At 63.2% G+C, this 9,736-nt stretch carries 7 protein-coding genes; all 7 read right to left on the bottom strand.

What is annotated here, in order from left to right:
• On the bottom strand, window positions 1-749 hold a 749-nt coding region (locus VEK15_20105; GenBank protein ID HXV63014.1), incomplete at its 3' end, for a hypothetical protein.
• Window positions 750-766: 17 nt separating this feature from the next.
• A complete protein-coding gene (locus tag VEK15_20100; protein ID HXV63013.1) occupies window positions 767-2,953 on the bottom strand; it encodes a CotH kinase family protein in 2,187 nt (728 codons plus the stop codon).
• Entirely contained in the window at window positions 2,950-3,567 is a 618-nt protein-coding gene (locus tag VEK15_20095; protein ID HXV63012.1) for a DUF4956 domain-containing protein, read from the bottom strand. The genes VEK15_20100 and VEK15_20095 overlap by 4 nt, the downstream gene beginning before the upstream one ends.
• A gap of 140 nt (window positions 3,568-3,707) precedes the next feature.
• A complete protein-coding gene (locus VEK15_20090; GenBank protein HXV63011.1) occupies window positions 3,708-4,502 on the bottom strand; it encodes a hypothetical protein in 795 nt (264 codons plus the stop codon).
• A 60-nt stretch (window positions 4,503-4,562) separates the two neighbouring features.
• A complete protein-coding gene (locus tag VEK15_20085) occupies window positions 4,563-5,771 on the bottom strand; it encodes a glycosyltransferase family 9 protein (GenBank protein ID HXV63010.1) in 1,209 nt (402 codons plus the stop codon).
• Entirely contained in the window at window positions 5,768-7,411 is a 1,644-nt protein-coding gene (locus VEK15_20080; protein ID HXV63009.1) for a hypothetical protein, read from the bottom strand. Before VEK15_20080 ends, VEK15_20085 begins: the two co-directional genes overlap by 4 nt.
• Window positions 7,408-9,736: ABC transporter permease (locus tag VEK15_20075; protein ID HXV63008.1), on the bottom strand; the 2,329-nt coding region annotated here is incomplete at its 5' end. The genes VEK15_20075 and VEK15_20080, both read right to left, overlap by 4 nt.

Raw genomic sequence — 9,736 nt, 5'->3', positions numbered from 1 at the left:
GAGTGGACGACCTTGAACATCAACGTGGCCGCCAGGGCAAAGAGGACTGCCGTCTCCGGTGGCATGGCGCGAAAACGACCCAATGGGACGAGCGCCAAAATGCCCGCGAGGGCAAGACCGATGAGAAAATCCGATTGGGCGATATGAGCGGCTCGCTCCGGCCCCGACGTCGCCCGCTCGAGGAGAGTCTGCAGGGTCCGATCGACCTCCGCAAGCGCACCGGGCGCGACGGCAACGCGCGGTTCGCCCCACACGGCTCGAATGCGGGAGCTCCACAGCGCTACCCCTCGCCCTCTCGAAGGAGAGGCGCGGAGGGTCAGCGACACGTCGTTTCCCCCGAAACCCGCGAGATCGACCCGCGCATCGTGCCATCGATTCGCCTCGGCGACGGTTCGATCGTCGGCAAGCACCGTCACCGTCTCGCCCCCGACTCTGACGTCGACGCTGAACGAAACGTGGGCGCGACGGACTTCCTGCATCATGATCATCGCGGTCGAGAGCTCGAGGGTGGCGCCCGGCGGAAGGTGAACGTCGAAAGTGAGCTCGGAAGGAAAAGGCGGCGTAAGCGCACGCCGTTTGTCTCCGGAAAGCGTGATCTCGGAGCGCAGCTCGCGGTCGTCGGAGAACACCGCGTAAGCCCCGTTCGGAGCATGGAGCTTGGCCTCGGCGGCTAAATCGACCAGGAAGAGGCCGCGCGGGAGTCGGGCGATGAGATAAATCGCGCCACCGAGCGCGACGGCCAGGAGCACGAGTCCCCCGAAGCGCTTCAGGACGTCTCCTCTGAGCGCAGCACAATCTCGACCAGATCGTGGCGTCTCGTTCGACCCCGGCTCGGATCGGACACCGTAATCGTGGGTCTTCCGGCGAGCCGGGAGTCGGGTGGCAACGTAACCGTGATCGAGCCGGGGAGATCGCGTCGGATGACGGATACGGGAGTATCACCAACGAGAACCGTCGTCGATTCCGTCAGTCCCGCCCCGGACAGGTGAATCTCCTTGGGGCCGTCGAGCACGAGCCGGGCGGGCTCCACTTCGATGACGCGGGGCACCGTGAGTCGAGGCGAACGATACACATGCTCGGAGATAGCCCGGGGCCGGGAGCGCGCGAATCTCTCGAGATCGCTCATGTTTCGAGCCCAGAGGGCCGTATGGGCCTCGGAAAAACCCTCGCGGACTTCGGCGCTCACGCCGGCCGCCAATGTTGCCCGTAGCGTCGCGATCCGCTCGAGGACGTGGTCGGGAGACAAAGTGCCTCTCAGGTGTTCTTCGAAACGGTCGAGAAAGAGCTCTTGATAGCGGACGTTTCGAAGCAGCGACTCCAGAAGCTCGCTGATTCCGACTTCGCCTCTCGTGACCGCGCGCTCGAAGGTATCGAGATCGGAGCTCTCCGTGTGGAGGCCGAGCGCCATCTCCGCGTCCCAGATGAGAAAGATCCACTTGCCGCCTCGAGGGCGCGCGGCGACGTAGTTCTTGTGCGGCCAGTCGTTGTTCTGGGCCCAGATGTTGAGAATCATGTAGTCGGTGAAGCTCTCGATATCGATCATCTCCGAGGCACGTTCGTAGGCACGGTCGTCCGTGAGATCCCTACGGGCGACGCTCTCGAGGAGCTCGTCCCAGCTCCTCGCCGTGGCCTCGTCCAACGCTCCGTCGCGCCAGATGTCCCACTCGAGACCGCCCGCGTGAGTCGAGAAGAAGTCCCGATCGATGCGCTCGGCGACGTTGTAGACGCCGTGGTACTTGCGATTCACGTACAGCTCGTACCAAGCCCCGTGGGACGCCACGTGTCCCATGTCCTCGTGCAACTGACGCAGGAGCTGGTCGCGCACATAGGTGGCGCGCCGCTGCTTTCGGAACGCGTCGTCGTTTCCCGCCCTCAGAACCACCCGTTCGAGGTCGGGGTGGCCGGGGATGAGTGGATACGCAAGCCTTCCCTTTCCGTACTGGTCGCGAAAGTGCAACCGGTACGATTTCTTCGTTTCCCAGGGACCGAAGCGCCCGGTGTTGCCGTGAAGTCGAAGCCCCGCGGTCGAAGAGTGAGCGCGACTCCCGTCGGCCTCGAATACCTCGACGACGGCGGTTCGCTCCGAAAGGATCCCCCGTTCACGCGCGCGCATGTGGACCTGTCGGAAATGCGAGGGATCCATGGTCAGGGCGACGGCGGGCAGACCGTGCGAAGGCCGATGGAAAAAATAACTGTGGGTCTCCACTCCACTGACGCGATCGCGGTTGCGAAAGGCGGCCGCGCGAACGACCTTGCTGCCTTCGTCAGGCACGAGGGTGACCGGACCGGCATAAAGGACGCTCTCCGGCCCCGGCGGCGACCAGTCCGTCGTGTAGCGAATCTCGAAGTCGTCGGTGGGGAGCTCCATCGACAGATCGACGTCGAGGCGCTGGTCATAGAATCCGCCGTCGGGGTTCATGCGCGGACGAGAGGATATCGGCGTGGAGGACGAGAGTCCCCGATTGGTCGATCCCGGCGTCGGCGTGAGGAAGTAATGGAACCGACCGGTTCCATCGGGATCACGGCCATAGGACCGGTCATCCGTTTGACGCGGCAGGGCAACGGCATCGGACGTCTCCTCATCCGGCCCGGTGAGCACGACGAGCTGTGAGCGCGGCCTCAGGTCGAAGTTGGCATGCATCCCGCGATTCTTTCCCGAGGCATGCACGAGCACACGGTCACCCGGTCGAAGGACGGCCCGAGGCAGGGGCCATTTTCGCGGCAGCGTGGCGTCGTCGCTCAGAGCGAATCCGCCGAGGTCCACTTCGTCCCCGCCGGCGTTCAGGAGCTCGATCCAGGCGGACCGGTTGCCATCCTCGTCCAGAGTCGTCGATCGGTTGATGAGAAGAATCTCGTTGATCACGACGGAACGCGTCGTGTTCGGATCGACCTCCATCCACCACGAGAGCCCCCCCGAGCCGAGTATCAGAAGACCCAGCGGCCATCGTTTCACTGCAGGGTCTCCAGGTCCACGTAAGAGACCTGAAACTGAGGGAGCTTCTCTTTCAAGTAAGACACCAGATCGTTCGCATCCTGAGCGTCGGTCAGCGATACGGTCGCGCGGAATTGAACCTGACCATCCTCGAGATCGAAACGTTGCACCCGGAGCCGTCTGGTGCGCTTTTCCAGCATACTGACTACGTCTTCCTGTGACGCGTCGAAGAAACGCTTGGCTTCCCCCGAGACGGTGAGCAACAGGTTGTGTCGGGCCGAACGCCCCTTTCGGAGAGAATTGGCGACGACGAACAGCGTGACGACGGCGACCGACGAGGCAGTCAACAGGGTCAATTCCGCCCCGAGCCCCACCCCGATCCCGATGCATAGGAAGAGGTAGACCAGCTCCTCGGGGTTCTTGATTGCCGTGCGAAATCTCACGATCGACAGGGCACCCACTAGACCGAGAGACAGAGCCAGCGACGATTTGACCACGAAGATGATGACGACGGTAATCGCCGTCAACAACGGGAAGAGATCGGCGAAGCCCTCGCGTTTCGTCAAGGACGACGAAAAGCGCCGGTACAGCTCACGAACGTAGAGCCCAAGCGCACCACCAACGAGGGTGTGCATCGCGCATCGGACCGCGAGTGCGGTGTTGGCGTCGAGCCCCGCCAGCCAATTTTGAAAACCAGAAAACATGGATGACATGCCCCGTTTCGGGCCAAGAATGGGATTCTAGCTAAACGGTGCCACGGAGCAAATCGGGCCCGTCAATAGAGGACGGTGTGCTCCCCGCGTTCGCGAATGAGCCGTTCGTAGTGCTCGACCAAGAGGTCCCGCCGTCCGAGGACGGAATCGATCTCTTTCTCCGTCAGGTGTTCTTCCACGGTCCGCGAGAGCTCTTCGAGACTCAGCATCCGAAGCCGTTCGAGCACCTCTCGCGAGCACCGTTCCAATCCCGCGGTGTTCTCGAGCTTCCGCCAACGCCGGAAAGCGCGGCTGAAATCGATCATCCAGAGATGCCAATCTCGCGTCACCAGCAAGTTTCCACGATTCCGATCCGTGTCGAATACGAGCTGACCGAAGAGTCGCACCTTGAAGATCTGCTCGCTCCAGAGGTTCGGGTCCGGCGCCTTCAAGCCGCGGTCGATGAGCTCCTGCTCGTTCATCCAAACTTCGTCCACCCACCAGGTGAGCGCACCGGTCTTGCCCTGCCAATTCCTTTCGACCGAAACGGGCACCATGTCGGCCATGCCCAGGAGCTCGGCCAGGCGATAGGCCGCGATGTTGTAACGATAGGAATCCACGAAATTGACCTCGTACTTGCCGTCGCCGAGGTCTTTCTTCACCGCGCGCTCGTCGACATACTGAAAGCTCGCATCGTGTACGAAACCCTCGCTTTCGAGCGTCAACCGCCACGTATCCGTACTCCCCTCGGAGACCGGCTTCGCGTTCACGACACGGGCCGTTTCCAGGAACTTCGCCTGCTCGAGACGGCTCGGCGGTCCGGGGAGGATGAGAAACAACAGAAGAACGAAAACCGATGGGTTCACGATGAGACACATCGTTGGGCCTCCTCGCTTTCCGCAATCTTAGCCCAAGTCGAATAGTCGTCGTCGGTTCTCTTACCACGTCCTCTCATCGTCTATTGGCAAGAGGGACATCGCCTTTTCGAAGACCTCGTCGACGGAAATGGTCTTCAGGCACTGGTTGTCTCCGTCGCATGGCGAGTTTCGGTGGTTATAGGCGCTCAGGCAGGGCGAGCAGGAGAGCCCCTTGTAGAGACAGACGGAATGCGGATCGAGGCTTCCGTAGAGCACGGGGGTCTCGGGACCGTACAGAATCACGCTCCGAATCGGCGTCTTGGCGGCGAAGTGTCCCGGCCCGCCATCGTTCGTGATCAAAAGCTCCGCGAGATGGAACAGCACCATGACCTCGCGAACGTTTCGCGTGTATCCGGTGAGGTCGATGGCTCGCTCTCTCCCCACGCGATCCTGGATGGCGCGGGCGAGAGGTTTGTCCCCGTCCAGTCCGATGACGCCCACCAGAAGACCGGCCTCGACGAGGCGAGCCGCCAGCTCCTGGAACGAGGAAAGGGGCCAAGCCCGGACAGGAATGAGGCCGCCCCCAGCGTAGAGAAGAACGAGCCTTGCGGTCCGCACCCGCGGGAAATCGCGCTCGAGCCTGTGGCGCATGGCATCGAGCTCTCCGGTGTCAAGGCTCAAGGGCCGCAGGGCCAGGTGGTCTTCGGCCAGGCGCCGCTTGACCGGAGGCACGGAAGAGCTCTCGATCGCCTCGACGAGGGTGAGGAACTGGCGGGCGATGTGGCGATAGGGATTGTAGGGCACGGGCCGGTTGATGAAATCGCCCCGGTAGAGTCCCTCCTGCCGGTGGCGGTGAAATCCGACCCGCACGCGCGCACCACTCAGGCGGGAGAGGATCGCGCTCACCCGGGAGAAGAGCTCGCAATCGATGACCACGTCGAGCTCGAGGCGGCGAAGCCTTCGAACGACGGCAACGGAATCCCTCAAGAACGCCACCAAGGAGTGAGTTCGAAGCGTGTAGACCTCGGTGTCGGGCACGGCGTCGAGGGTGGCGAGCACTTCCCCGTTGTTCCGCGAGACGAGCGCGCAGATTCGAGCTTGGGGGTACTTCCTCTTCAACCGCTGGAACAGAGGATCGGCCAGGACGAGACTGCCCATTTCCGAGAGGAGCACCACGAGGATCGTGCTCGGAGCGCCTTGTCGCTCCGAGGGCGCCGGCAGAAGCGAGAGCAGGCGGCACAGAGGAGCACCGATGAAGCGGTCGATCCTCCGCTGCGTTTCGATTCTCATTGCTTGATCAGGCGGGGAACCCGATAGCGGCGCAGGATCAACTCCTCCCGGACGAGAAGGTCGAGATCGTGCTCGAAGACGATGCGTGCGATTTCGCGAAGCGACTGACGGGAGTTCAGATCGAACCTGCGGGCGACCACTCGATACGGTCCCTCGACCTCCGTGCCCACCGGCCGATGCACGACCACGAGCCGACCTCGTTCCAGGAGTCGGCTCACCGCGTCGGCGTCGGCAGGATCGTAGCCCCTGACCCGGGCGCCGGGAAGAAGAAACCGGTGTCGTTCGTGCCGAGAAACGAACTCGGACGGGACGAAGACGGTGCGGCGTTTCATCAGCTGCACCCGAGCCGGATCGAATCGGCCCCTGGGTCCTTCGAACGGCGCGAGGCCCACGGCGATGGAAACGAACGTGAGAAACACGAGAGCATGGAATCCCTGACGCGCGAGCGCCGGCATCAGGAAGCTGGCCGCCCACAGCGCGACCAGAAGCACGAGAAACGCGATATGCCAGAAGCCATAGCCTCCTTCTTCGGGAAGCAGGTCGCGGTCAATGGCGAGCACCAGTGGAAGCAAAAAGGCGGCCAATGCGAGGCCGGGAAGACTGAACCATCGATACCAATTCAGTGGAAAATTTAGCCATCGCCTGCCGACGAGAATCGCCAGGGCGGGAGTCGTGGGAATCAGATAGTTTCCCTGCCGCTGGCCGGGAATGGTGTAGACGGATAGAAACGCGAGAAAGAAGACGAGCAAAGCTCGCTCCTCGAAGGAAATTCGAGCCCGATTCCGAAAACAGTCGAACAGCATTGCCGCCACCGGCAAGGCGAAAAGCCCGGCGTTGGCGAACGGACCGAGCCAAAACAGGTGGAGAGCGTATGGTCCCTGGAATAGACCCGTCCAGTAGTCGCCGGACGAGAGTTTCTGGAGGTTCTCCCCGACGACGAAGTGATTCACGACCGCCGCGGGATCCGGGTCCAGGAGGGGCCACAGCGCAAAGCCTCCGAGTCCGATCCCCACGACCAACAGGAGTCGCCCGAAGTCGTGACGCAAGCGACCTTCCATCAAAAGGCAGACGGCGAGGGCGAGCCCGACCGGGGCCACGAGGGCGAATGATTTGAAGAGGCAGGCCATCGCGAGGGCGAGCCCCGAGGAGATCCAGGGCAAGACGCTTTCTCGGTCTCCCCGGAAAGCAACCAGGGCGAAGCTCGAGAACGCGCCCAGGGTCTCGGGAAGGTTCGTGAGAAAGGGACGGCCGTATTGAAAGCTGGAATAAAAGCCCAGGAACGTAAGGGCACTGATGACCGCGTGCTTCGGCTCGCTGCGCAGGCGCAAGGTGAGCCAGCCCACGATGAGAGCGGTGAGGAAGGTCACGATGACGATGGGAAAACGGAGCCTCAGGAGAGTCCAGTCACGGCCCCAGTTGCTGGAAGCGATCCCGAGCCAGAAGAGGAGCGGTGGCTTGGTGTTCTCGAGCCCCGGTGGGGTCCTCAGCGGAAGCCATCGTCCGCTCTCGGCGGTCAGTCGCGTAATCTCGATGTAGGGAGCCTCGTCCCCGATGTGGGGGATATAGAAACCACCCAGCGAAACCGCGTAGGCGGTAACCGCCAGCGCCACGGCAGCGGCCCAGGGAAGACGGCTGCTCACTCCACGCGCAGGGCCTCGATGGGATCGACCCGCGTCGCCCTGCGCGCGGGAACATAACTCGCCGCGAGCGCGGCGAGCAGGAGAAGCAGCGAGACGCCGAAGTAAACGAAGGGGTCGAGAGAGCTGACCGCGAAGAGCTGGCCCGAAAGGAGCCTCGCGAGCAGGAGCGAAGCGACCAGCCCGACGAACATACCCGCACCGACGAACGTCATGCTATTCCGCACCACGAGTCCAATCAAATCGGTCGCACCCGCACCCAACGCCATGCGGAGGCCCATCTCCGTCGTGCGTTGAGAAACGGAGTAAGCGATGACGCCGTAGATGCCAACCGATGCGAGCAGCAACGCGGCGCCCGCGAACGCCGCCAGGAGCGTCGTGCTGAGCCGAGGCAGGAACACCCATCGATCGATGGCTTCCTCCATCGTGCTCATGTCGTAGATCGCCTGATCCCCATCGATCTGCCAGATCGTCTCCCGGAGATCGCGAGCGATCTCCTCCGGTGGCCGGCCGGTCCGCAACACGATCGACATGCCGCTGAACACGTTCTGATCGAACGGAAGGTAGAGCTCCGGCCTCGGCTCGGCATCGAGACCGTAGTGATGGACGTCGGCGACTACCCCGACGACCTCGCTCTTGCCATGAGGATTGTCGATGATCTTTCGCATCGGATCTTCACCGGCGAAATAGCGGCGTGCGAGGGTCTCGTTGATCACGACCACGTGCGGAGCGTCCTGGTGATCCCGCTCATCGATGAGCCGCCCGGACAGGAGCGGGATCTTCATCGTCTCGAAATAATCCTCGGTTGCGGCGCGAATGTCCGCCCGCGGCTCCTCGCCGGGCACGGGATTTCTTCCCTCGATGGTGAACGGAAGGGCGAAATCGATGCCGACGGGATGCATCGGAAGAGAGCTCACCGCCGCCGCCGACTCCACGCCCGGCAGCCCGCGAACCCGCTCGAGCGTCCGCGCGAAGAACGACAGGCGGCTTTCCGTGTCTCGGTATCTGGCCTGGGGAAGATAAACCTGCGCGGCGAGAAGCCGTTCGGGACGAAAGCCGGGATCGACGCGCATCATCTCGCGAAAGCTCCGGAGCGTCAGACCGGCACCGACGAGCAGCACGAGGGCCAGCGCAACCTCAGCGGCGACGAGAAGGCCCAGGATCCGTCGGCTCCGCTGTGTCCCGCCGCGCGCGTTCTCACCCAGACTCTCTCGAAGCTCGGGCCGCGATGCTCGAAGCGCGGGCAAGAGTCCGAAAGCGAGTGCCACGAGAATCGAGACACAGGCGGTGAACAGCAGCACGCCGAAGTCGAGCTTCACCTCCGAGAGCCTGGGAATCGTGGTTACCGGAAGATTCCGCACCACACGCATGGAGAGAACCGCCGCGAGCGTACCGAGGCCGGCACCCACCGCGGTCAGAAGCAAGCTTTCGGAAAGGACCTGACGAAACAGCGCGAACCGCCCGGCCCCGAGGGCGGCCAGAAGCGCGATCTCCCTCCGGCGCGTGGTGAGGCGAGCCAACATCAGGTTCGCGATATTCGCGCAGAGGATCAAGAGCAGGAAACCCACCGCACCGAGCAACACCAAAAGCGCGGGTCTCGCCGCCGACACGAGCTGCTCGTGGGCGGACTCGACGACGACACCCCATCCTTGATTCGTATCGGGGTACTCGGCGGCGAGTCGGCTGGCGATCGTCGACATCTCTTCCCGGGCCTGTGCCAGGCCAACGCCGCCGCGCAAACGGCCGACGACGCTGAGCGCCCGTGCCCGACGCGAACGCCCGTGAGCGTCATTCGGGTCGAAGGCGAGCGGGGTCCAGAGCTGGATCTCGTTCCCCGGAGGGAAGACGAAGTCGTCCCCCATCACTCCGACCACGGTATGTTCGACGGAATCGAGCTCGATCGTGCGTCCCACGACGTCGTTTTTCCCACCGAAGTCGCGGCGCCACATCCCCGCGCTGAGGAGCACGACCTTGTCGTGACCGGGAACCGCCTCGTCGGAAGTGAATGTCCTGCCGATTTGCGCCTCGACGCCCAGCACCTCGAACAGATCCGGCGTCGCGCGAAGCGACGGGAGGTCGCGCGGCTCCTCCGCCTTGAACCCGTATCGAACGTGCCTGAAGGCGGCGATCGCTTCGAAAGAAGTCGCACCCTCGCGCCAGTCCTGGAAGTTGGGCGGCGACACGAAATCCGTTCCCCCTTCGGGCTTGCGCTCCCAGAGGACCACGATCTCCTCCGGCGCCTCGTAAGGAAGCGGATTCAAGACGACCGCCTTGACCAGACTGAAAATGGCGGTGTTGGCACCGACGCCGAGAATCAGGGTGGCGAGA

This window comes from Vicinamibacteria bacterium (assembly GCA_035620555.1).
Classification (GTDB): Bacteria; Acidobacteriota; Vicinamibacteria; order Marinacidobacterales; family SMYC01; genus DASPGQ01.
The sequence above is the reverse complement of the archived record's forward strand: the minus strand, read 5'-3'. Positions and strand labels throughout refer to the sequence as shown.